Annotated in this window: 16 protein-coding genes; 8 read left to right on the top strand and 8 right to left on the bottom strand. The window is 71.2% G+C overall.

The genetic code is table 11. The features are described 5' to 3' along the window. The first annotated feature begins 16 nt into the window (after window positions 1-16). On the top strand, window positions 17-1,318 hold the full coding sequence (locus ACSBPH_RS14800) for a DUF58 domain-containing protein (RefSeq protein WP_442575079.1): 1,302 nt from the start codon (window positions 17-19) through the stop codon (window positions 1,316-1,318). 133 nt (window positions 1,319-1,451) lie between these two features. Then, window positions 1,452-2,312: an aquaporin gene (locus ACSBPH_RS14795; RefSeq protein WP_442575078.1), complete on the top strand. Its 861-nt coding sequence runs from the start codon at window positions 1,452-1,454 to the stop codon at window positions 2,310-2,312. 162 nt (window positions 2,313-2,474) lie between these two features. On the opposite strand, the gene ACSBPH_RS14790 is transcribed toward ACSBPH_RS14795, so the two are convergent. After that, complete coding sequence (locus ACSBPH_RS14790) at window positions 2,475-3,470, bottom strand: stage II sporulation protein M (RefSeq protein ID WP_442575077.1); 996 nt, start codon at window positions 3,468-3,470, stop codon at window positions 2,475-2,477. Window positions 3,471-3,486: 16 nt separating this feature from the next. Between ACSBPH_RS14790 and ACSBPH_RS14785 the strand changes: the two genes are divergently transcribed. Beyond that, complete coding sequence (locus ACSBPH_RS14785) at window positions 3,487-4,335, top strand: RDD family protein (RefSeq protein WP_442575076.1); 849 nt, start codon at window positions 3,487-3,489, stop codon at window positions 4,333-4,335. A 39-nt stretch (window positions 4,336-4,374) separates the two neighbouring features. Here the strand turns inward: ACSBPH_RS14785 and ahcY are convergent, their stop codons facing one another. Further along, a complete protein-coding gene (gene ahcY, locus ACSBPH_RS14780) occupies window positions 4,375-5,850 on the bottom strand; it encodes an adenosylhomocysteinase (RefSeq protein WP_442575075.1) in 1,476 nt (491 codons plus the stop codon). A gap of 42 nt (window positions 5,851-5,892) precedes the next feature. Further along, on the bottom strand, window positions 5,893-6,099 hold the full coding sequence (locus ACSBPH_RS14775; RefSeq protein ID WP_442575074.1) for a DUF3499 family protein: 207 nt from the start codon (window positions 6,097-6,099) through the stop codon (window positions 5,893-5,895). A gap of 147 nt (window positions 6,100-6,246) precedes the next feature. On the opposite strand from ACSBPH_RS14775, the gene ACSBPH_RS14770 reads away from it, so the two are divergent. Then, on the top strand, window positions 6,247-6,687 hold the full coding sequence (locus ACSBPH_RS14770; protein WP_442575073.1) for a metallopeptidase family protein: 441 nt from the start codon (window positions 6,247-6,249) through the stop codon (window positions 6,685-6,687). 29 nt (window positions 6,688-6,716) lie between these two features. Here the strand turns inward: ACSBPH_RS14770 and ACSBPH_RS14765 are convergent, their stop codons facing one another. From ACSBPH_RS14765 to manA, 4 genes are all read right to left on the bottom strand, one after another. Beyond that, window positions 6,717-8,120 carry a DUF5719 family protein gene (locus ACSBPH_RS14765; RefSeq protein WP_442575072.1) on the bottom strand — a complete coding sequence of 468 codons (1,404 nt, stop codon included), beginning with the start codon at window positions 8,118-8,120 and terminating at the stop codon, window positions 6,717-6,719. Beyond that, window positions 8,117-10,960 carry a glycosyltransferase gene (locus tag ACSBPH_RS14760; protein ID WP_442575071.1) on the bottom strand — a complete coding sequence of 948 codons (2,844 nt, stop codon included), beginning with the start codon at window positions 10,958-10,960 and terminating at the stop codon, window positions 8,117-8,119. The genes ACSBPH_RS14765 and ACSBPH_RS14760 overlap by 4 nt, the downstream gene beginning before the upstream one ends. Window positions 10,961-11,040: 80 nt before the next feature. Beyond that, window positions 11,041-11,367, bottom strand: coding sequence for a WhiB family transcriptional regulator (locus ACSBPH_RS14755; protein ID WP_442575070.1), 327 nt, complete (start codon window positions 11,365-11,367; stop codon window positions 11,041-11,043). A 264-nt stretch (window positions 11,368-11,631) separates the two neighbouring features. Further along, on the bottom strand, window positions 11,632-12,792 hold the full coding sequence (gene manA / locus ACSBPH_RS14750) for a mannose-6-phosphate isomerase, class I (RefSeq protein ID WP_442575069.1): 1,161 nt from the start codon (window positions 12,790-12,792) through the stop codon (window positions 11,632-11,634). A gap of 42 nt (window positions 12,793-12,834) precedes the next feature. Here manA and ACSBPH_RS14745 point away from each other — a divergent pair, with 42 nt between their 5' ends. The 4 genes from ACSBPH_RS14745 to ACSBPH_RS14730 all read left to right on the top strand — a co-directional run bounded on the left by ACSBPH_RS14745 (window position 12,835) and on the right by ACSBPH_RS14730 (window position 18,540). Beyond that, a complete protein-coding gene (locus ACSBPH_RS14745) occupies window positions 12,835-14,238 on the top strand; it encodes an O-antigen ligase family protein (protein ID WP_442575068.1) in 1,404 nt (467 codons plus the stop codon). After that, window positions 14,235-15,548 carry an O-antigen ligase family protein gene (locus ACSBPH_RS14740; RefSeq protein ID WP_442575067.1) on the top strand — a complete coding sequence of 438 codons (1,314 nt, stop codon included), beginning with the start codon at window positions 14,235-14,237 and terminating at the stop codon, window positions 15,546-15,548. The genes ACSBPH_RS14745 and ACSBPH_RS14740 overlap by 4 nt, the downstream gene beginning before the upstream one ends. A 95-nt stretch (window positions 15,549-15,643) precedes the next feature. Continuing rightward, complete coding sequence (locus ACSBPH_RS14735; RefSeq protein WP_442575066.1) at window positions 15,644-17,557, top strand: glycosyltransferase; 1,914 nt, start codon at window positions 15,644-15,646, stop codon at window positions 17,555-17,557. After that, on the top strand, window positions 17,554-18,540 hold the full coding sequence (locus ACSBPH_RS14730; protein WP_442575065.1) for a glycosyltransferase: 987 nt from the start codon (window positions 17,554-17,556) through the stop codon (window positions 18,538-18,540). The genes ACSBPH_RS14735 and ACSBPH_RS14730 overlap by 4 nt, the downstream gene beginning before the upstream one ends. Window positions 18,541-18,573: 33 nt before the next feature. Here ACSBPH_RS14730 and ACSBPH_RS14725 read toward each other — a convergent pair whose 3' ends face one another. Further along, on the bottom strand, window positions 18,574-20,253 hold the full coding sequence (locus ACSBPH_RS14725; RefSeq protein ID WP_442575064.1) for a DUF6798 domain-containing protein: 1,680 nt from the start codon (window positions 20,251-20,253) through the stop codon (window positions 18,574-18,576). Window positions 20,254-20,414 lie beyond the last annotated feature (161 nt).

The raw sequence follows: 20,414 nt of genomic DNA, 5'->3' as shown, positions 1-20,414 counted from the left end.
AGGAGGTGAGAGACGGATGTATGTGACCGGGCGGCTTCCGCTCCTCGTCGGCCTCGGCGCCGTGCCCGTCGTGCTGCTCGCCCTCGCCGACGTCGATCCCTGGGCGACGGCGGGGGGATGGCTGGTCCTCTGCATCGCCCTGGCGGTGACGGATGCCGCGGCCGCGCCGTCCGCGCGCGGGCTCCGCGTCGAGCGGCGCATCCCCCGGCGGGCGCTCCTCGGGCAGCGCGTCGAGACCGAGCTCTGGCTCACGAACCCCGGCGGCCGACGCATCCGCGGCCTCGTCCGCGATGCGTGGCAGCCGACGGCCGGAGCTCCGCCGGAGCGTCTCGCGCTCGATCTGCCCGGAGGCGAGCGGCGAAGACTGGTCGTGCCGCTCCTCCCCCGCCGGCGCGGCGAGCTGCGCAGCGACTTCGTTGTCGTGCGCTCCGGCGGCCCCCTCGGCCTCGCAGGGCGTCAGGCGCGTCTCGACGATCGCGGCACGCTGCGCGTCCTTCCCCCGTTCACCGCGCGCCGGCATCTCCCCTCGCGTCTGGCGCGCCTTCGCGAACTCGACGGCTCGACGAGCGTGCAGGTGCGCGGCCAGGGCACCGAGTTCGACAGTCTGCGCGAGTACGTCCGCGGCGACGACGTGCGATCGATCGACTGGCGTGCGACGGCGCGGTCGACGACGACGATGCTCCGCACCTGGCGCCCCGAGCGCGACCGGCACGTCGTCGTCCTCATCGACACGGGTCGCACCGCGGCCGCGCGCGTCGGCGACGGGGTGCGGCTGGACGCCGCGATGGAGGCCGCGCTCCTCCTGTCGGCCCTCGCCGCCCGGGCCGGCGACCACATCCACCTGCTCATGTTCGACCGCGTGACCCGAGCCCGCGTCACGCGTGTCGACGGCCCGTCGCTCCTTCCCGCGCTCGTCGACGCCATGGCGCCCGTCGAGCCGCAGCTCATCGACACCGACTGGGATGCGGCGTTCGCGCAGATCCGCGCGCTCACCTCGCGTCCGTCGCTCGTCGTGCTCCTCACGGCCCAGGACGCCCCCGAGGCCGCCCGCGGCTTCCTCGGCTCCCTCCCCGCGCTCGCACAGCGCGCGCACGTGCTCGTGGGGACGGTGACGGATGGCGCGCTCCCCGCCCCCGTGCGTCCCGACGCGGCGGACGTGTACCGCGAGGCCGCCGCTGCGCGCACCGAGCGGGACGCGGCATCCGTCGCCTCCGCCATCGCCCGCGCGGGCGCGGAAGCCATCGCCGCCACCCCCGACGACCTGCCACCGCGCATCGCGGACCGCTATCTCGCGCTCAAGGCGGCCGGACGACTCTGACGGTTCGTACCGGCGCGCCGCTCCCCCCGCCGCGACCTGACGGCTCCCCGAGGCTCTTCCCTGGGAATCCGCTGAAGATGCCCTATCCTCTCTCCGGACGGTCTTTCCCTCGTCCTCATGCAAAGGAGACCTCATGAGCGATCCGCGCCCCGAGAAGCCGGTCGAACCGACCCCTCTCGAGCACACGCCCGCCGCCGCCGACCCCCGACCCGACGCTCCCGTCCCGCCGACGGCCCTCGAGCACACCCCCGTCGTCCCGTCGACCGCCGCGACCCTGACCGCCGAGGCGTTCGGAACCTTTCTCCTCGTGCTCGGTGTCATCAGCACGGCGCTGTTCGCCGCGGGCTTCGGCGAGGGCACCGAGGCCGCGAACAAGGGCGTCGGATTCCTCGGCGTCGCGCTCGCGGTCGGCCTGACGGTCGTCGCCGGCGCCTACGCCTTCGGTCCGATCTCGGGCGGCCACTTCAACCCCGCCGTGACGCTCGGCCTCGCCGCCGCCGGCCGCTTCCCGTGGCGCGGCGTGATCGGCTACATCCTCGCCCAGATCATCGGTGGCCTCGTCGCGACGACGGTCATCGTGCTGATCGGCCTCTCGGGGCCTGACAACTGGCTGAGCAAGGCGCAGGACGGCGGCTTCGCGAGCAACGGCTTCGACTCGCTCTCCCCGGGGGGCTACGGCATCCTCGGCGCCATCGTCGTGGAGACCCTCTTCACGGCGCTGTTCGTGCTCGTGATCCTCGGCGTCACGCACGCGACGCGCGGCAACCCGGCTCTCGCGGGCCTCGCGATCGGCCTCACGCTGACGCTGATCCACCTCGCGACGATCCCGATCGACAACACCTCCGTCAACCCGGCCCGCTCGATCGCGACGGCCGTGTACGGCGGGGCCCTGCCGCTCACGCAGCTGTGGGTCTTCATCGTGTTCCCGATCGTCGGCGCGCTCATCGCCGGCTTCGCCTACCGGGCCCTGTTCGACGGCACCCGCAAGGCCTGACCTCGATCAGACGAACGGCCCGGTCGCTGCGGCGGCCGGGCCGTTCGCCGTTCTCCGCGCCGCGCCGCGGGGCGGGCCGGGCGGGTCCAGCAAGCTCGGGGTGCGCGTGCCCGGCAGACGGCAGGGTGCGCGGCACGCCCCGAAAGGGCGGGATGCCGCGACTCAGCCCGCGACGAGTGTCGGCGTTCCGGTCTCGAACTCCGTGAGGTCGCCGGTCTCGCCGTGCCGGTACGCACGGCCGCCGATGACGATCATGTAGAAGAGGAACGCCGCGAGGGCCACGGCGCCGATGCCGATCTTCACGGGCCAGGGCCACGGCTGAGCCGTGACGAAGCCCTCGATCGCCCCCGACACGGCCAGCGCCAGGATGAGCCCTATCGCGATCGTGGCGAGCGAGCGTCCTGCCGAGGCGAGGGCCTCCCCGCGTGACCGGCGACCGGGCGCGACCCAGGCCCAGAAGATGTGCAGCCCCGCCGCGCCCGCGACGAAGATGCTCGTGAGCTCCAGCAGACCGTGCGGAAGGATGAACAGCACGAAGACATCGCCTCGGCCGTAGGCGATCATGACCGCCGCGGCGGTGCCGACGCCGATCGCGTTCTGCACGAGCATGTAGACGGGCCAGATGCCCGTGATGCCGAAGAGCACGCACTGCGCCGCGATCCACGCGTTGTTGGTCCACACCGTTCCCGCGAAGACGGCGGCGGGGTTTTCGCTGTAGTACTCGGTGAAGGAGTGCTCGGCGTAGTACGAGAGCTGCGCGTCACTGCCGAGCGTCGCGATGAGGGCCCGATCGCCCGAGATCCACAGCGCCACGACGACACTCACGACGACGAAGGCAACCGCGATGACGAGGGTCGTCCACCGCACGCGGTAGAGCGCCGCGGGCAGCTGCAGCGCGAAGAACCGCGGGATCTGGCGCAGCACGTTCTCGGGGCCGCCCGTCAGCCGGAGGCGGGCGCGCGCGAGCATCGTCGAGACGTGGTCGCCGTGCATCGTGCGACCGGCGGACGTCTTGATGTCGGCGAGGTCGGCGGATGCCGCGCGGTAGCGCGTGACGAGCTCGTCGACCTCTGCGCCGGTGAGCGAGCGCGAGCGGCTCAGCTCGTCGAGCCGCGCCCACTCCTCCCGCCGTGCGGTCGTGAGGGCGTCGAGGTCCATCAGACATACTTTACGCATGAGCGCCGCGCCGCCCCCGACCGTCGTCGACATCCGTCAGGACGAGATCCTGACGGGCGAAGCCGTCGCGCTCGACGTGCAGCCGGTCGGCTACTTCCTGCGCGCGCTGGGCCTCGTGATCGACGTCGCGGTCGCGATCGCCCTGCTCATCCTCTTCTCGCTCGTCTCGGTGTGGCTGCTCGGTCAGAGCATCCTCGACCTGAGCGTCTCGCCCATCCTCGCGATCTCCGGCCTCGTGCTCGTCACGGTCGCGCTTCCGACCGTCGTCGAGACGGCCACGCGCGGCCGCAGTCTCGGCAAGCTCGCGGTCGGCGGGCGCATCGTGCGTGCCGACGGCGGCGCATCCGGCTTCCGGCAGGCGTTCATCCGCGCGCTGGTGGGCGTCTTCGAGATCTGGCTCACCGCGGGTGCCGTCGCCGCGATCGTCGGCGCCTTCACGCCTCGCTCGCAGCGGCTCGGCGACCTCATGGCGGGGACCTACTCCGAGCGCACCCGCACGCCCGCGCTGCCGTCGCCGGCCCCCGGCATCCCGTACCCGCTCGTCGGGTGGGCGCAGGTGGCGGATGTCGCGCGCCTGCCCGACCCGCTCGCCCGGCGCACGGCGCAGTTCGTGTCGCACGCCGACCGGATGGAGCCCGCGGCCCGGGCCCGCGTCGCCGCCTCCCTCGCGGCCGAGGCGGCCGTACACGTGTCGCCCGTGCCGCCGGTCGACCCCGAGACGTTCCTCCGCGGTGTCGTCGCGGTGCGACGCGACCGGGAGCTGCGCGCGCTCGGCCTGGAGACGCAGCGCGTCGCGGCCCTCACGGCCGCCGCCCCCGTCGCGGTGCGCGGCTTCCCCGCCCGCTGACCTCCGGGGTCGCCGGCCCGCCCCGAGCGCGGCGCGGGGTCAGTAGCGGTAGTGGTCGAGCTTGTAGGGGCCGTCGACGGGAACCCCGAGGTAGGCCGACTGCTCGGGCGTGAGCTCGGTCAGCTCGACGCCGAGCGCGGCGAGGTGCAGCCGCGCGACCTTCTCGTCGAGGGTCTTCGGCAGGGTGTAGACCCCGACGGGATACTCCTCGCGTCGCGTGTAGAGCTCGAGCTGCGCGAGCACCTGGTTCGAGAACGACGCGCTCATGACGAACGACGGATGCCCCGTGGCATTGCCCAGGTTCATCAGCCGGCCTTCGCTCAGCACGAGGACGCTGCGTCCGTTCGGCAGCCGCCACTCGTGGACCTGGGGCTTGATCTCGATCTTCTCGACACCGGGGACGGCGGCAAGGCCCGCCATGTCGATCTCGTCGTCGAAGTGCCCGACGTTGCCGACGATCGCGAGGTGCTTGAGCCCGAGGATGTGCTCGGGCGTCACGACGCGGGTGTTGCCCGTCCCCGTGATGACGATGTCGACCTGGTCGATGACCGACTCGAGCCGGGCGACCTGGAAGCCGTCCATCGCGGCCTGCAGCGCGCAGATGGGGTCGACCTCGCCCACGATGACGCGCGCGCCCTGGCCCCGCAGGGCCTCGGCCGAGCCCTTGCCGACGTCGCCGTAACCGGCGACGAACACGACCTTGCCGCCGATCAGGACGTCGGTGGCACGGTTGATGCCGTCGGGCAGGGAGTGGCGGATGCCGTAAGTGTTGTCGAACTTCGACTTGGTGACCGAGTCGTTGACGTTGATCGCGGGGAAGAGCAGATCGCCGGATGCCGCGAGCTCGTACAGCCGGTGGACACCCGTCGTGGTCTCCTCGGTGACCCCGACGAGCTCCGCCGCGATGCGGGTGAAGCGCTGGGGGTCGCGCGCGAGGCTCGCGCGCAGCGCGTCGAGGATGATGCGGTACTCCTCGGAGGCGCCGGCCTCGGCATCCGGAACCGCGCCCGCCTTCTCGAACTCGACGCCCTTGTGCACGAGCAGCGTCGCGTCGCCGCCGTCGTCGAGGATCAGGTTCGGTCCGTCGAAGCCCTCGGCCGACCAGTCGAAGATGCGGTCGGTGCAGCGCCAGTACTCCTCGAGCGTCTCGCCCTTCCACGCGAAGACCGGGACGCCGGCGGGCGACTCAGCTGTGCCGTGCGGGCCGACCGCGATCGCCGCGGCCGCCTCGTCCTGCGTCGAGAAGATGTTGCAGCTCGCCCAGCGCACCTGCGCGCCAAGCGCGACGAGCGTCTCGATGAGCACGGCGGTCTGCACCGTCATGTGCAGCGACCCCGCGATCCGCGCGCCGGCGAGCGGCTGCGTCGGGCCGAACTCCTCGCGCAGCGCCATGAGGCCCGGCATCTCGTTCTCGGCCAGGCGGATCTGGTGCCGACCCGCTTCGGCGAGCGACAGGTCGGCGACGTCGAACTCGAGCGGACGGACGGATGCCTCGGGGGCGGTGGTGATCGGCATCCGTCCATTGTTCCATGGCGGTACCGGAGGGAACCTGAGGCGTCAGACCCGCAGCGTCTCGTGACGCACGACGACCCATCCCTTGGGGACCGAGAGGCGATCGGTGTGGATCGCGCAGAGATCGTGCGCGTGCGGATCGCCGGGCTGGCCGAGCGGGCCCACGGCCGCCATCTGGTCGCCGTAGTCGTATGTCAGGGTCGACACCGCCTCGCGGGCGCAACCCACTTTGGAGCAGAGTCTCTCGCGCATCGGTCCGACCCTATCGATCACCTCCGACAGGCGACGGATGCCGCGCCGCGCCGCGGTCGGATCCTCCGGCGGCGGTGCGATCCGGCCGGGTCGCACCGCGATCCGGTGGCAGGGCGCGGGCGCGGGCCCGCCGCCTAGGATGGGGGCATGGCGTGGCGCAGGACCCGAGATGCCGTGCGGCGCGGCCGTCGTCCCGCCCGGCACGGGCGGCACGGCCGCGAGGGCCGGAGTCCTGTCGTGCGCCCGCCGCTCCCCCCGCTCGACACGCGCGTCGAGCGCTTCGACCTCGCCGTCGGCACGGCCGCCGAGTTCCTGCGTTCGGCGTGGGAAGAGCTGCGCGACGTGAGCTTCGAGATCGCCGACATGCCGCAGGCGACCGACGACGACGGCATCCCGCGGTGGCAGGTACTGACCGAGGCGAAGCGGATCATCCTGTTCCGCCTTCCGATCGAGCGCCTGAGCCACCTGCACCGCAACGACGAGCTGCATCGGCGCATGATGATCGAGAGCTGCGTGTTCCGCGCGGCCGCGGAGTACCTCGACCGCGACCCGTGGGATCTGGGGCCGGAGCGCTTCCGCTTCTTCTGACCGCGGATGTCGAAGCCGAGTTCTGCGGCCTACGGGTAGACGACGATCGGGGTGGCCGCCGTGTCGCCCGACCACACCGGGAAGCCCGCGAGAGCGTCGCCGGCCGTGAGTGAGACCCCGGCCCGCACACCCACTCCGCCCGCGTCGATCGAGTAGACCGTGCGGGGGCGCAGGCTGAAGCGGGTCGTCTGACCCGGCTGCACGACGACGGTCGTCGAGCTCGACCCGTCGACGGCGTCGACCGTCACCTGCGCCTCTCGGCCTGTCGGATTGGCCACGGTGAGAGCCGGCGACGGCCCGCTCGGCGTCGCGAAGAGGCTCGCGACGGCGAGCTCCGGGGCCGGGGTGTACCAGGCGAAGTCCGCGCCGGCACCGAACCCGGTGGTCTGCCACACGGCCCCGACGAGGGGCACGTCAGCCTGCACGCTCACCGTGTACTCGCGGGCGTCGAGGCCCCCGAGGTCGAGGTCGAGCGGCATGCCCGCCGTCAGCGACAGGTCGATCGGCGCCGAGACGGGCTCGGCGACCCCCGTCGGGGTCACCGTCACATGCGCCGTCGTGTCGGCAGACGGCGCCAGGACGCGAAGGACGGTCGCGGCATCCGTCCCCGGTCCTTCGGCGGGGGCGACTGCCACCCCGGGGATCACGAGGTCGTTCTCGGGCTTCTCGATCGCGCCGACCTGATCGACACCGCCCGGCAGGAGGGTGCGCGTGAGGCTCGTCTGCAGCACGGCGGTGACGGGGGCGCCGGTCGCAGACACGCGGATGACGGGGCTGTCCTGGCCGAGTGCGAGACCCGCGAGCGAGAGGGCCTGCTGCGTTCCGGCGGGGACCACGATGTCGCCGCCCGGCGGGACGACAGGCCCGGCCGTGCCGAACACGGTCAGCTCGACGGTGGCGGGAACCTCTCCGGGGTTGGAGATGATGACGATGTCGGCCGAGCCCGTCGTCGTCGCGCCGCCGACGAGCCACGACTCGGTGAGCGGCGGGCGGCAGGGCGAGGCGGCGAAGCCGGAGAGATCGTCGGCTGTGACGGTCGAGGAGCCCGTCGCCGCGACATCCGTCCGCGCGCGATCACGCGGCTCCGCGGTGAAAACCGAGGCGGCGGCCCCCGGGACGCTCGTCTGCAGCTGCGTCTCCACCGGCGGCGGGGCTCCGTCGCGCACGCCGGCGGTGAGATCCTGCGGCGCGGCGGCGGCGACCGCTCCCGCCACGGCGGCGTCGCGGCCGAGCGCGAGCAGCGAGCCCGCGCACGCCAGGACGCTCGCCTCCGGAGCGGGCGTCGCGGTGATCGCGACGGGCTCGCGCGTGAGCGTCGGCCACGGGAGCGCGACGGCGGTGGTCACCGCTACGACGAACGCGGCGGCCACGAGCGTGCCCGCGAGGACGCGGGCCCCTGTCGTCGCCCAGCGGAAGACGCGGCGATCGCTCATCGGCCCTCCTGCCAGTAGTGCCCGACGACGCGGGGCGTGCGCTGCGCGGCGCGCCGCGCCGCCGCGGTGGGAAGCGCCAGCAGCAGTGCGATGCCGATGATCGCGAGCTGCCCGAAGGCGATCCACCCCGCCAGCTCGCCGACGGATGCCTCGGCCCGGTCGGCGATCGGCACCGTGACGCGCCAGAGCGCGCCCTTGGGGGTGTTGCCGACGGCGTCCAGGCCGTCGCGCTGATCGAGCGCCGTCTGCGAGGACAGCCGGAGCGATCGTGCGGTGTCCGACTCGGGCGAGGCGGCGGGCGCGAGGAGGACGAACCCGATCCCCTGCTCGGCGACGCCGGCCACGGCATCTCCCGAGGAGGCGGTCACGAGGTCGGCGGAGAGGTTCGCGAGAGTCTCGTCGGCCGGGGTCGCCGCCGTACGCGTCGACACGATCGTGGCCTGCCCGCCGAGCGTCTCGCTGCCGCCCCACACCAGCTCGGCGGAGAGCCCTCCGGCGTTCTGGGGCGTGAGAACGAGGGTCCCGACATCCGGATCGTCGCGCCCCTCGGCGGCGACGTAGGCGGGGAGGGTGCTCTCGGGCCCGTTGGTCAGGAGCGTGACGCCCCGCACCGACGCCGTCAGTGCGGGCACCGAGAGCACCGCGATGACGGCGATGACGAAGACGGCGACGAGGTTGCGCACGGTGTGCAGCCTCGGCGCGAGGCCCGAGTCCAGGGCGACGAGGGCACCGCCGAGAGCGCCGATCCACGCGAGGCTGAGCCCCGCGCCCGGCCAGATCGGCACGGCGAGCGATTCCGCGAAGGCCACCGAGATCGCGGCGGCGGCGAACGCCGTGCCGATGCCCAGGACCGCGACGACGAGGAGGACGACTCCCGAGAGCCAGCGCTGCGTGACGGGCGCCATGAGCGCGAGCACCGCGATCGGCGCGGCAAGCAGCGGCACCCACCACGTGGGACCGCCGCCGAGGAACGCTCCCCAGCCGCCGGGGTCGAACGACGGGAAGCCCGCCGCGAGGAGCGCCCGTCCCGCGGCGTCGGGGGCGACCTGCGGGCCCGCCCACGCGACGCCCGGATCGGCGAGGAGTCCCCAGGCGTTGCCCGCCTTGAGCTGGTACCACACGAGCGGCGCCGCGATCGCGGCCGCGGGGACGACGATCCAGATGAGCTGGCCGATACCGCGGCCCGCCCGGCGCGCGATCGTGAGGCCGAGCGCGACGACCCAGACGACCGCGAGGGCAGGCGCGAGAGACGGCGCGCACGCGACGACGGCGGCGAGGACGACGGATGCCGCGCCCGCCGCGACCCAGGAGCGATGCGCGACGGAGCCGGCGTAGAAGAGCCACGGCAGCAGCAGGTGCGCGATCACGGCCGTCGGACGCCCCTCGACCAGCGCCGCGAGGAACGTGGGGGCGAGTGCCCAGACGGCGCCGCCCGTGATCCGGAGCACCCCGCGGTCGGTCACGCGCGTCGCGGCGAACCACCCGCCGAGGGCGGCCAGCGGTAGCGCGAGCACCCAGAGGATCGCGATGGTCCGCGAGGGCTCGAGGGGCCAGAGCGATCCGATCACGGCGATCACCGCGGCGAACGGATCGGCGGGGCCGACGGTGCCCAGGCCGACCGCACGCGTGCCGTACGCGGCATCCGCCCACAGCTGCGACACGACCGTGCGCAGGGGCTGGAGCGCGCCGCCGCCGAGGACGGGCCACGCGAGAAGCGCCGTGAACGAGGCGATCGAGACGACGAGAGCCGCGAGGACGAGCCACGCTCCCCCGCCGGAGAAGAAGTGCAGCTCGTCGCGCTGCACGTCGCCCACGCCATCGGAGCCGTCGTCGAGCCGTTCCCGCAGCTCGGACTGGCTGATGCGCAGCGGCGCGAGCTGGGCCCAGGCCACCGACCTGGCGTGCCGGATGTGCGAGCGCGAGCGCGCGATCGCGCCAAGGCGCACGAGGACGATCGCGGCGGCGGCCCACTCCGGAGCGATGAGCGCGGGCTGCTTGCCGACGAGGAGCCCGATCGTCCGCCAGAGCGCGAGCGGCAGGATCGACAGCCAGAGGAAAGGCACCGCGGCGGGGTGCGCATAGGCCAGGCGACGGTGCAGCTGCGACGCACGGGCGGCGACGGCGATCTGCGATCGGCGCACGCGCGTGGTCGGCGAGGGCGGTCCTGCGACGCCGTCCCCCGATACCGCGACGAGCGCGTTGGGCACGAGTGTCACGCGGGCGCCCGCGAGGCGGGCACGGATGCCGAGGTCGAGACCCTCCTCGGCGCCCAGGAGCGCGCGGTCCAGGCCCTTGAGCCTCGCCCACGCCTCGGCGCGCACCAGGATGCCGCGCACGTCGGCGCCGAGCACGTCCTCGCGGGTGTCGTGCTGGCCCTGATCGAGCTCGCCGTCCGCCAGGCCGACGGCGCGCCCGAGGCTCGTGACGCTCGTGCCGAGCGAGACGATGACCGATCGGTCGTCGGCACGCACGAGCTTCGGAGCGACGAAGGCGACGGACGGCGCGAGTTCGAGGGCGCCGACGAGACGGGTCAGGGCCTCGGGTTCGGGCGTCGTGTCCTGCGCGAGCAGCCAGACCGCGTCGGCGTCCGCGATGCGGCGCGACGCGATCGCGGCCGCTTCGGCGAACCGGGTACGACCGGGCGCCGTGATGACCGCTTCGGCGGGGGCGGATGCCGCGACCTCCGCGACGAGAGGGTCTTCACCGCAGACGACGATCGTCAGGACGTCGACCTTGCGGGACTGGGCCGCCAGGGCCGCGAGCGTCCGCCGAAGGTGGAACGCCGCAGGCGTGCGCCCATCGGGGCGCACGACGAGGATCGCGTGAACTCGGCCGGGCATGACTCCGTCAGCCTAGGCGGGCGGCAACCGCGATCCGGGAGGGCACTCCGCGTGTGCCCGGATCACGGAGGGCGACCGGCTCAGCCGGCGCGTCGCTTGAGCTTGCGCCGTTCGCGCTCGCTCAGTCCGCCCCAGATGCCGAAGCGCTCGTCGTTCTGGAGCGCGTACTCCAGGCATTCGCCGCGCACATCGCACGTCGTGCAGATGCGCTTGGCGTCACGCGTGGAGCCGCCCTTCTCCGGAAAGAAGGCCTCCGGATCCGTCTGCGCGCACAGCGCATCGGTCTGCCACGCGAGCGGATTGTCGTCTTCGCCCTCGACGGGTCGACGAACCCCTGGGACACCCAGGCTGACCGGATCGACGAACCAATTGTCGGGAACGCCGGAACGGTAATGCGAAACCGTCATCTCGTTCTCCCACCTGCTGAGCCCCCCACGCTGGTGTGCGTGTAGAGCAATTACACCCGTGTAATTCGCCATGGTCAAGTCGCGAACCATAAAGCCTCACCTCGCGCTTGAGGGTTCACGACGCGCCGACGGCGTGTCACACCCGGATAACGCATGACACGCCCGGGACGGCATCGCGTCCACCCGCCGGTGAGACCCGGTTTCGCCGGGTCGCGCTCCTGCGAGGGGCCCGCGGCCGGCACCAGGGCGCACGCGGGTGGGGTGTCAGCGCCCCGGGATCGCGACGAAGAGGTCGCCCTGCCCCGACGCCCGGATCGATCCCTCGTCGGGGGTCACGAGCACGGCGCAGCCGGGGATGAGGGTCGTGCGGGCGCCGGAGCGGCCGGCCTCGAGCTGCACCTCGCCCGAGGTCGCGAGCGCGATCGCGACGCCGTCGAGCGGCACGTCCGTCGCGGCATCCGCAGCCACCTTCGCGTGCAGCAGGGCGAAGTCGGCGATGCCCGGCACACTGAACCGCTCGACGCCGCCCTGCGCGACGGGGGCGAGCACGGGCGGGGGTGCGGGCGTGGGGTCGAGGATCTCGAGGAGCTCCGGCACGTCGATGTGCTTGGGGGTGAGGCCGCCGCGCAGGACGTTGTCGCTGGCCGCCATGAGCTCCACGCCGAGACCCGCGACGTAGGCGTGCAGAACCCCGGCGGGCACGAACAGTGCCTCGCCCCGCTGCAGCACGACGAGGTTCATCAGGAGCGCCACGACGACGCCCGGATCGCCGGGATAGGCGGTGTCGAGGTGTCGCGACAGCGTCAGCTCGGCGGCGAACTCGTCGTCCTCGGCTCGCGCCGCGGCGGCGATGATCGCACCGATCTCGCTTTCGGACGCGTCTGCGAGGAGCCAGGCGATCGTGTCGCGGAGGGATGCCGCGGCATCCGTCCCCTCCAGATGCGCCGCGAGCGCGTGCCCGCCCTCCCCGAGCGCCGCGACGAGCCGGCGCGTGGCTTCGAGGTCGCGCAGCCCCGCGAGGGCCGTGAAGGTCTCGCTCACGGCGACGATGAGCTCGGGCTTGTGGTTGTCGTCGCGGTAGGTGCGCTCCGCGGCCGACCGGTCGATGCCGGCGGCCTCCTCGCGCGCGAAGCCCTCCTCCGCCTGCCGCTTGGAGGGATGGGCCTGGATCGAGAGCGGGGACCCCGCCGCGAGCACCTTCAAGAGGTACGGCAGCTTCGCCGGCGCTCCGGCCTCCGCGCCCTCGTCGGCGAGCCATTCCCCGAGGCTCCGGCCGTCCGGCACGACCGCGGGATCGGCGGGGTGGTCGCCGTACCAGACCTCGGCCTCGGGCCTTCCGGACGGGGTGCGCCCCTCGAGGTCCGCGATGAGGGTCGTCGACCCCCAGGCGTAGTCACGAGGCTCGTTCACCAGGGAGACCAGCATGTCCTCAGCCTAACGGCGGCTGCGGGGTAACCTGAGTGGACGATGGCGGTCCACACGAAGCACCCGGCGTCGGCGCCGCCGGAGGCCCCGGCCCGCGAGAAGACGGGGCACCTCATGCTGCGCGCATGGTGCATCTTCGTGCTCTTCACGGCCCTGTCGGGCGTCGCGTGGGTGCTCGCCTTCGGAGAGGCGATCGCCGCGGGTGTCGCGATCATCGGCGGGCTCGTCTCGCTCCTGCTGTGGTTCGTCATCCGCCCGCAGGTGCAATGGCGTCGCCTCCCGCTCTTCTCGCTCGGCTACGTCGCCTGGGCAGGCCTTTCGATCCTGTGGTCGGCGTGGGCGCAGACGAGCGCCCTCACGTGGCTCCTCCTTATCATCACGACCCTGCAGGGGTTCTTCGTGGGGAGCGTGCTGACCTGGCGCGAGCTCGTGCGGGCCATCGCGTCGGCGCTCAAGTGGGTGCTCGCCCTGTCGTTCGCCTTCGAGCTGTCGGTCTCGCTGTTCCTCGGGCACGCCGTCATGCCGGGATTCGCGCCGATCCCTGAGGGGAAGGTCGACCCGATCGTCTACTGGTCGCGCAACAACCTCCTCGACGGGGGCCGCATCCAGGGCATCCTCGGCAATGCGAACCTGCTCGGGCCGCTCTGCCTCCTCGCGATCGTCGTGTTCGCCATCCGCCTGGCCTCCGGCGCGCCCCGGCGGATCCTCCTGTGGATCTGGATCGGGCTCGCCGCGTACCTCATGATCCGGGCGGGCTCGGCGACGTCCTACGTCGCGGCGGCGGGGGTCGCGGTGGTGCTCACCACTGTGCTGCTCATGCGCCGCACCCGCAGGCCCGGCGAGCGCACGCCGTACTACATCGCGTACGCCGTCGTCGGCATCGGCGGCCTGATCGCGTTCTGGCTCTTCCACGCGCAGCTGTTCGCGCTCGTCGGCCGGGAGTCCGACCTCACCGGCCGGGAGGGCATCTGGGATGTCGTGCTCGCCAAGGCCTGGGAGCGGCCGTGGACGGGCTGGGGCTTCGCGACCCCTTGGAACCCCGCCGATCCCGCGTTCGACCGCTGGATCGTCGACCACGGCCAGACCGTCATGCAGGCGCACAACATGTGGGTCGACGTCTTCCTGCAGCTCGGCATCATCGGCGTCGTGCTCATCGCCATGACCTACCTCGCCTTCGTCTGGCGCGCCTGGTTCTTCGCCGTCGACCGTCCCCGATGGGACCTCCGCGACGACCGGCCGTATTCGCCGCTCTCGCTCCTGCCGACGCTGGTCGGAGCCATCCTCCTCGTGCAGGGCATCTCCGAGTCCAGTCCGCTCCTGCTGTGGGGCTGGATGTTCGTGGTGATGTTCAGCTTCAAGATCAAGCAGTCCCCCCACATCGGCGTGGGTCCTGCGGAGCAGACGCTGGCGATCGAGCGCGGCGAGCTGACGAAGCAGGCCCCGTGAGCGGCGCGGGCGCGGGGCGCGGATTCGGCGGCCTCCTCGCCTCGGCGGCGCTGGCGCGGGCATTCACGCTGACGGTCTTCGGAACGTTCTTCGGCGCTGTCGCGATCGAACGCGTCGCCGGGATCGTGACGTACGTCACGATCGTCGTCGGCCTGTGCATCGTCGCTGTCGGGATGCTGTGGGCCCGCCGCCGCGAGATCTCCTTCCTCCGGCTCGTCCCCACGACGCTCATCCTCTTCGTGGGGTGGGCGTTCGCGAGCATCTTCTGGAGCTCGGATACGACCCGCAGCTTCTGGAGCTGGGTCTCGCTCGCGGGCGTCGCGCTCCTGGCCGTGACGATCGGTCACGTCCGCGACACGCTGCAGACCGTGCGAGCACTGGGCGACGTCATGCGCCTCGTGCTCAGCATCTCGCTCGGCCTCGAGATCCTCTCCGGCATCCTTCTCGACATGCCGCTGAACTTCCTCGGGATCGAGGGGAACATCGCCGCCTTCGGCCCTATCCAGGGCGTCTTCGGCACACGCAACCTCCTCGGCTTCGCCGCGGTGATCGCCCTCATCACGTTCCTCGTCGAGTACCGGACGCAGTCGGTGCGCGCCGGCGTCTCGCTCTTCTCGGTGGTCCTCGGCGGCGTCGTCGCCGTGCTGTCGGACTCCCCCACCGTCGTCGTGCTCGCCGCGACCGTCGGCGTCGCGGCGGGCGTGCTGGCGATCGTCAGGCACGCGACCCCGCACAACCGGACGACCCTCCAGTGGATCTTCGGCGGCACCGTCGTGGTCGGACTCATCGCGGCGTACATCGCGCGGCATCCGATCATCGCGTGGCTCGGCGCGGGAAGCGACTTCTCGACCCGCGCCAACCTCTGGGCCAGCATCCTGGTCTACCAGCGCATGCGGCCCGTCCAGGGCTGGGGGTGGTTCGGACCGTGGGCGGAGGGCGAGTTGCCTTTCTGGGCGGTGAACTTCTCGGCGGGCCAGACGCACGCGTCGGCGCTCAACGCCTACTTCGACGTGCTGCTACAGCTCGGATGGGTCGGCCTCGTGCTGTTCCTCGCGTTCGGCGGCTTCGCATTCGTCCGCGCCTGGCTCGTCGCGAGCGAGCGTCGTTCGATCATCTACGCCTGGACGCCGCTGATCCTCGTGGCCCTCCTGGTCGACTCGATGTTCGAGAGCTTCACACTGTCGGGGTTCGGCTGGCTGCTGCTCGTCATCTGCGCCGTCAGGGCCAGTCAGTCCCGCTCGTGGCGCGACCGGTTCGACGGGGTCGAGGACGGTGAGCCCGCTCTCCCCCACGTGCCCGGGCTGAACTGAGCGCGCACTGCCAGGGTCGTCGGAGCATCGCAAGGTAGGATCCTCTCTCGGCCCCGACGCCTCGGCGCCCGCTGCCCCCCACTCGGAGAATCCACGTGCCCCACGTCCTCCAGAACGTTGTCTTCCCGTACGACCGGGACCCCGATCTGCTCCCTCTTTACGCCGATCCGGAGACGTGGTCCGTCATCGACGAAACCCCTGTCCGGGTCTCGAACCGGGCTCATCTCGGCAACATCCTCGATCGGCGTCGCGCGCGCATCATGGCGGGACGTCGGGTCTCGTTCGGCACGTACTTCAACGCTTTCCCCGCATCGTATTGGCAGCACTGGACGCCGGTGCGTGACGTCCGCCTCACCGTGCGCACCTCCGGTCCTGCCACGATCCTGGTCTACCGCTCGAACGGCTCCGGCGTCCGGCAGCGCATCGAGACCCGCGAGGTCGAGGACGTGGCCACATCCGACTTCGATCTCGTGCTCGACCAGTACAGCGACGGTGGGTGGATCTGGTTCGACATCGTCGCCGACGAGAAGAACGCGGTCTTCGAGGGCGCCGAGTGGACGACCGAGCAGGAGCCCGTCCGCACCGGCAAGGCGTCGATCGGCATCACGACGTACAACAAGCCCGACTACTGCATCTGGACGCTCATGAACCTCGCGTCCGAGCCCGAGCTGCTCGAGCTCATCGACCGGATCTTCATCATCGATCAAGGCGAGAAGCGCGTCGAGGCGCAGGCCGAGTACCCGGAGGTCGCCGCTTCGCTCGGAGAGCAGCTGCAGATCATCACTCAGCCCAATCTCGGCGGCTCGGGCGGGTTCGCCCGCGCAATGGCCGAGACGCTGGAGCGGGAGGAGAGCGACTTCGTCCAGCTGCTCGATGACGACGTGCGCCTCGAGACCGAGTCGGTCCGCCGCTCCATCATCTTCGGTCGCTACGCGACGACCCCCACGATCGTGGGCGCGCACATGTTCGACCTGCTGGATCGCCCGAAGCTCCACGCGTGGGCCGAGGTCGTCGACGAAGAGCCCTTCATGTGGCGCACGCTCTTCCAGGAGCAGATGCCGCACGACTTCAGCGCGGCGAACCTCCGACAGACCCCCACGATGCACATGCGCCTGGACGCGGACTACAACGGCTGGTGGATGTGCCTCATCCCGGTGGAGACGATCCGCGCCGTCGGTCTCGCACTGCCGGCCTTCATCAAGTGGGACGACGCGGAGTTCTGCCTGCGTGCCCGCGACGCGGGCACCCCGACCGTATCTATGCCCGGGGTCGCCCTCTGGCATGTGTCGTGGGTCGGGAAGGACGACTCCATCGATTGGCAGGCTTACTTCCACGCGCGCAACCGCATCGTCGCGGGTCTCCTGCACTCGACGCTGCCGCGGGGCGGGACTCTGCTGCGCCACAGCCGTCGCATGGACCTCAAGCACCTCATGATGATGCAGTACTACCCCGTGGCGCTCCGGCATCGTGCGCTGCGCGACATCCTGAGCGGTCCCCAGCACATGCGCGCGAACCTCGCCACCGCGATGCCGCAGGCGCGCGCCCTCGCCAAGGAATTTCCCGAGACGATCGTGCACAAGGACATCGGCGTGCCGCTGCGCTCGCGCCGCGGTCGCCAGGTCTTCACCCAGCGCTCGGTGCACGAGCTCGACAACCCCACGGGGCTCCGGCTCCGCTGGTTCACGCTCTCGACCCTCGTCTCCCACTGGTTCCACGCGCCCCGCCCGGAGAACGTCGAGAACCCGGAAGTCGAGTTCGGCAAGGGCGACGCGCACTGGTGGCGCCTCCCCACGTTCGACAGCGCGCTGGTCAACTCGGCCGACGGCTCGGGCAAGAACATCTACACCCGTGATCGCGGCCGCTATCGTTCGATGCTGCTCGAGAGCTTCCGCCTGCATCGTCAGCTGCGACGCCAGTGGCCCGCCCTTTCGCGGCGGTATCGCGCGGCGATCGGCGAGCTGACGTCGCTCGAGGCGTGGCGGCAGACGTTCGAGGGAGCGGCGCGATGACCGGCCTCACCCCGTTCGACCCCGCCTCCGCGACGATCGCGATCGTCACCTACAACCGGTCGGGCCTGCTCACGCGTCTCCTCGAATCGATCGTCACGATGGACCCGAAGCCCGGGCACATCGTCGTCATCGACAACGCCTCCGTCGACGACACCACCGCGGTCGTCGAGTCGTTCCGCGAGCGCCTCGCGCCGACCGAGCTCGTCTATCGCCGCCTCGACACCAACACGGGCGGCTCCGGCGGCTTCAGCGAGGGCATGCGCGTCGCCTACGAGCTCGGCTCGACCTGGATCTGGCTCATGGACGACGACGTCGAGGTCATCCCCGATGGCCTGGCCAAGATGGGCAAGTGGGCCCCCCGGTTCCAGAGCATCCAGGGGCGACGCTACGACTACGACGGCAGCGAGTTCTACTGGCAGTACCGCGTGGCGGAGCCGCTCGGCATCCCGATCCCGTTCGCTCCTTCCGGGTTCGGCGAGTCCGGGTACAAGGAGATGAACTCCGGATGCTTCGAGGGGATGTTCATCCACCGCGACATCGTCACCCAGATCGGCCTCCCCGACCCCCGCTTCTTCATCTACTGGGACGACCAGCTGTACGGCTGGCTCGCGTCGCGCAAGACGACGTCGGTCATCGTCGACGAGTTCGTGCTCCGGCGCACGCGCGAGATCAAGCAGTGGGACATGGGCATCCGCCACATGAACGCCTCGAGCGACGCGTACCGGTACTACATCATGCGCAACCGGGCGATCATCAAGCAGTACTACCGCTCGCTCGGCGTCTACAACCCGGTGCTGTTCGCGCTCGGGACGACGCTGACCTTCGGCAAGGAGCTCATCCGCCTCGTCTTCGTCGAGCGGAAGGTCCGTGGGACGTCGAACCTCTTCCGCGGTCTCCGCGACGGCGGCAGGATCGCCCGCGACCGGTCGTGGCAGCCCATGCCGCCGCTCGTGCCGGGGACGGCGGATCAGCCGACGGGATAGTCGGTCCGCTTCCTCAACGGCGGGAGGTCGGTGTCACGGGCGTCGCATGAGGTCGGCGCCCGCAGTACCCACGAGGCCGACAGCATGGGTCCAGCCGAGCGACTCCAGGTCGTCGATGAGCTGCGGCAGCGCCGGGTTGACGATGATGGAATCCGACTCGTACTTGTCAGCGATCTTCACCAGCTGAGTAGCGGAGAGCGTGTCGTACAGCAGCGGTCCGGGCGCGACGCACTGTTCGAACCCGCCGAGGTCGTCGAGCCGTGTCTGCCACTCATCCCATGCTGTGCCACCGTAGGGAACGTCTTTGCAGTCGGCGATCACGGCGCGCTGGCTCACGAGCTTCACCCATTCGAATCTCGGCGGCGCGACGATGATCTCACCTTCCGGGACTGCATTGCGCACCTCCGAACCCCACTGGCGCAGCTCAGCGCTTGCGACGAAGGAGAAGTCGGGCACGCGCACGTGGATCGCGCCTGCCGCGGCCGTCACCGAAATGACGAGGATGCTTGCGACGACCGCTGCCACGCCGGAGGCCGCGTAGATCTTCCGGCCACCCACCGAGACCTCGAGCTCGCCCCGCCGCGTGTGCCACATGAACCACAGAACCGGGATCAGCAGCGCGAGCCCCATGAGCACGAGCCGGTGCGTGCGCACCGTCGAGAAGCCGGGCGCCGTGAGGAAGGCGATCCAGGACACCCCCCAGACGCCGACGAGGAGCCAATGACGCCAACCGCGCAGACGCGTCAGAAGCGGCACGAGGGCCCCCCAGATCGCGAAGGGCAGCAGGACAGCTCCTAAGCGATAGACATTCACCCCTTGCGCGAGGGTTCCCAGAAGCGGGATTCGGAGAGCGTCGGCGAAGAAGCCTCCTGCATAGCCCAGGGTCGCCAGGCCGACGGTGGCGTACCAGATCCAGCGCGACGGCTTCGGCACGATGAAGACGCTGAGTACGGCGAGTCCGACGAGGCCCACGGTCGAGACGAGCTCGAAAGGACTCCAGAGGTGCGCAGCGCAGTGATACGGGATGATCTCGTCGCAGATACGCACGAAGTCCTGCAGGTTCGACGCAACCGGGCGGATCAGCAGGCCGAACGCCACGAATGCCGCGGTGAGGCCCATGGCCAGCGCAACGAGCCAATCAACCTTGCGATTACGCACGCCCTCGACCACGAGCATCGAGAGCATGAGTACCAATGCGATGGACCCCTGTTGCACGTGCACGACCGCGATCACAGGCGCGAGGATCACGATGAGGATGCGCCGCTCCGCGAGCATTCCGGCCAACAGAAGGTAGATGAGACTCCCGGACAGGACTGCGGGCAACGCCTGTGCGATCACGAGCGAGCCTGTACCGCCGATCGCCCACGGTGAAATGCCGGTCAGCACGGTGACGCCGAGGGCCGCCGGCCAGGCGGCGCGGGCCACGAACTTCCGGGCGAGGATCGCTGTGGCAGCCCCGAACGCGATGAGACCACACGCCCAAAAAAGGGCGTACACGAGCGACAGGATGCCCAGCGACTCACCGAGGAACGTCAGCACATCGAAGAACCAGTGCGGCTGCGGGGCCACCTCCATGAACCAGTCGTTGGCGAAGGCACCCGGGGAAGCCCAGCTGATGCCCTCTGGCGAGAGGACGAAATGGTCGCCCCACCCCGCGAAGTAGCCGTTACCGAATGTGCCCCACACCTCGAGGAGGCCGAGCAGAGCCGCCATCGCCAGGGGGAGGGCCGCACGACGAAGGACTCTTTTCCACCTCGTGTCGTCGCGAGGCCTACCTTCGGGGACGGCCTGGCCCGCTGTAGGCATGACGATGTGGGCGTCCTCAGTCCGCATTCCTTGCTCTCCTCCCTCGATGTCACCTAAGCCGAAAGAGA

The organism is Microbacterium sp. F51-2R (assembly GCF_052180235.1).
GTDB lineage: Bacteria > Actinomycetota > Actinomycetes > Actinomycetales > Microbacteriaceae > Microbacterium.
Note: the sequence above shows the minus strand (reverse complement) of the source record. Positions and strands in the feature narration are given on the sequence as shown.

What these genes read in the sequence shown, in the direction of transcription:
- ACSBPH_RS14795 (WP_442575078.1), top strand. Translation starts at nt 1,452, where the DNA reads ATGAGCGATCCGCGCCCCGAGAAGCCGGTCGAACCGACCCCTCTCGAG.
- ACSBPH_RS14765 (WP_442575072.1), bottom strand. Translation starts at nt 8,120, where the DNA reads ATGAGCGATCGCCGCGTCTTCCGCTGGGCGACGACAGGGGCCCGCGTC.
- ACSBPH_RS14770 (WP_442575073.1), top strand. Translation starts at nt 6,247, where the DNA reads ATGGCGTGGCGCAGGACCCGAGATGCCGTGCGGCGCGGCCGTCGTCCC.
- ACSBPH_RS14745 (WP_442575068.1), top strand. Translation starts at nt 12,835, where the DNA reads ATGGCGGTCCACACGAAGCACCCGGCGTCGGCGCCGCCGGAGGCCCCG.
- ACSBPH_RS14800 (WP_442575079.1), top strand. Translation starts at nt 17, where the DNA reads ATGTATGTGACCGGGCGGCTTCCGCTCCTCGTCGGCCTCGGCGCCGTG.
- ahcY (WP_442575075.1), bottom strand. Translation starts at nt 5,850, where the DNA reads ATGCCGATCACCACCGCCCCCGAGGCATCCGTCCGTCCGCTCGAGTTC.
- ACSBPH_RS14730 (WP_442575065.1), top strand. Translation starts at nt 17,554, where the DNA reads ATGACCGGCCTCACCCCGTTCGACCCCGCCTCCGCGACGATCGCGATC.
- ACSBPH_RS14760 (WP_442575071.1), bottom strand. Translation starts at nt 10,960, where the DNA reads ATGCCCGGCCGAGTTCACGCGATCCTCGTCGTGCGCCCCGATGGGCGC.
- ACSBPH_RS14775 (WP_442575074.1), bottom strand. Translation starts at nt 6,099, where the DNA reads ATGCGCGAGAGACTCTGCTCCAAAGTGGGTTGCGCCCGCGAGGCGGTG.
- ACSBPH_RS14725 (WP_442575064.1), bottom strand. Translation starts at nt 20,253, where the DNA reads ATGGCGGCTCTGCTCGGCCTCCTCGAGGTGTGGGGCACATTCGGTAAC.
- ACSBPH_RS14785 (WP_442575076.1), top strand. Translation starts at nt 3,487, where the DNA reads ATGAGCGCCGCGCCGCCCCCGACCGTCGTCGACATCCGTCAGGACGAG.
- manA (WP_442575069.1), bottom strand. Translation starts at nt 12,792, where the DNA reads ATGCTGGTCTCCCTGGTGAACGAGCCTCGTGACTACGCCTGGGGGTCG.
- ACSBPH_RS14790 (WP_442575077.1), bottom strand. Translation starts at nt 3,470, where the DNA reads ATGGACCTCGACGCCCTCACGACCGCACGGCGGGAGGAGTGGGCGCGG.
- ACSBPH_RS14755 (WP_442575070.1), bottom strand. Translation starts at nt 11,367, where the DNA reads ATGACGGTTTCGCATTACCGTTCCGGCGTTCCCGACAATTGGTTCGTC.